This is a genomic window from Micromonospora sp. NPDC049799, from assembly GCF_040656655.1.
In the GTDB taxonomy this organism is placed as follows: domain Bacteria; phylum Actinomycetota; class Actinomycetes; order Mycobacteriales; family Micromonosporaceae; genus Micromonospora.
This window is the reverse complement of sequence record NZ_JBFAMU010000902.1, coordinates 1-1,118: the sequence shown is the minus strand read 5'-3', so window position 1 is coordinate 1,118 and position 1,118 is coordinate 1. Positions and strand designations below refer to the sequence as shown.

Sequence of the window (1,118 nt, the reverse complement as noted above, 5' to 3'; positions counted from 1 at the left end):
CGCCAGGCCGGTGGCCAGCTCCGGCACTCCCACGCCGCCGTGCACCGCCAGCAGCAGGGCCGTGCCGGCGCGCCGGGCGGCGTCCAGACCGGCGTCGGCGCAGGCGGCGTCGACGGCTTCGGCGAGTTCGGCGGCCAGGTCGCCGACGTCGGGCAGGGTGGCCGCGGCGTCGACCCGGCGGGGCCCGGTGTCGAAGCGACCCACCGGCCCGAAGGCCGGCGTCCCGGCGAGCACGCCCGCCAGCTGCGCCCCGGCTCCCCGGCCGAGGGCACTCGTCGCGTGGACACCAGTGAGCTGGACGCGCCCCCGCTCAGCCATCTGCGGGATCGGTCAGGGAGGTCCGGAAGACCGCCAGGGCGTCGTCGACGGTCCGGACACCGGCGAGCTGGTCGTCGGTGAGGTCGAGCCGCCGGTCGTAACGCTGCTCGACCAGGTGCACCAGCCAGGCCAGCTCCATCGAGCCGATCCGGTCGGGCACCGTGGCGGCGGGTCGCGCGCTCAGTTCGGCGAGCATGGTCACCAGGTCAGCTCGCCCCAGGTCGGGCTGACCGGCCATCAGGAGCGGTCGCTCGTCGCCCCGGCGACCCGGTCGGCGACCATGGTGGTGAACTCGCCGACCGTCATCAGGGCCAGCTTCTCGGACTCGTCCTCGGCGAAGGTGAGCCCGTACCGGTCCTCGACCCGGACGGAGAGGTCGGCCAGTGCGAGGGATTCCAGGTCCACCCCGGACGGACCGAGGGTGGTGTCGTCGTCGATGTCCTCCACGTCGTAGTTCATGTCGGCGAGCTGCTCGATGACGAAGGCGCGGACCTCGGCTCTCATGGTTAACCTCTTTCCGTGAGCCAACTACCGGTGCCCGGTCGGGACACCGTGTACGTGTGCGTCGGTCGGTACGCCGGCGGTCGGCCGGCCCCGTCCGGGCCGCTGCTGCGGCGGTTGGGTGTCGCCCTGCTCGGCGCCCCGGCGGATCGGTTGGTGGTGGAGCACCGGCCCGGTGGGAGCCCCGTCGTCCGGGTCGGCGGACCGTCCGACGGCGACCCGTCCACCGGGCCGGTCGTCCTGCCGGTCAGCGTCAGCCGCACGGACGGGTTCGTGGTGGCGGCCGCGCGACCGGGCGG

At 74.5% G+C, this 1,118-nt stretch carries 2 protein-coding genes and 2 pseudogenes; 1 reads left to right on the top strand and 3 read right to left on the bottom strand.

Going from position 1 to position 1,118, the window contains the following annotated elements:
- The 3 genes and pseudogenes from AB0I76_RS30505 to AB0I76_RS30495 all read right to left on the bottom strand — a co-directional run.
- Positions 1-318, bottom strand: a pseudogene (locus AB0I76_RS30505) (beta-ketoacyl-[acyl-carrier-protein] synthase family protein); the annotation flags it as partial.
- Positions 311-556 carry an acyl carrier protein gene (locus AB0I76_RS30500; protein ID WP_357042774.1) on the bottom strand — a complete coding sequence of 82 codons (246 nt, stop codon included), beginning with the start codon at positions 554-556 and terminating at the stop codon, positions 311-313. The gene AB0I76_RS30500 and the pseudogene AB0I76_RS30505, both read right to left, overlap by 8 nt.
- On the bottom strand, positions 556-822 hold the full coding sequence (locus AB0I76_RS30495; protein ID WP_357042770.1) for an acyl carrier protein: 267 nt from the start codon (positions 820-822) through the stop codon (positions 556-558). Before AB0I76_RS30495 ends, AB0I76_RS30500 begins: the two co-directional genes overlap by 1 nt.
- A 15-nt stretch (positions 823-837) precedes the next feature.
- Here AB0I76_RS30495 and AB0I76_RS30490 point away from each other — a divergent pair.
- A pseudogene (locus AB0I76_RS30490) lies at positions 838-1,118 on the top strand (4-phosphopantetheinyl transferase); the annotation flags it as partial.

What these genes read in the sequence shown, in the direction of transcription:
- AB0I76_RS30500 (WP_357042774.1), bottom strand. Translation starts at nt 556, where the DNA reads ATGGCCGGTCAGCCCGACCTGGGGCGAGCTGACCTGGTGACCATGCTC.
- AB0I76_RS30495 (WP_357042770.1), bottom strand. Translation starts at nt 822, where the DNA reads ATGAGAGCCGAGGTCCGCGCCTTCGTCATCGAGCAGCTCGCCGACATG.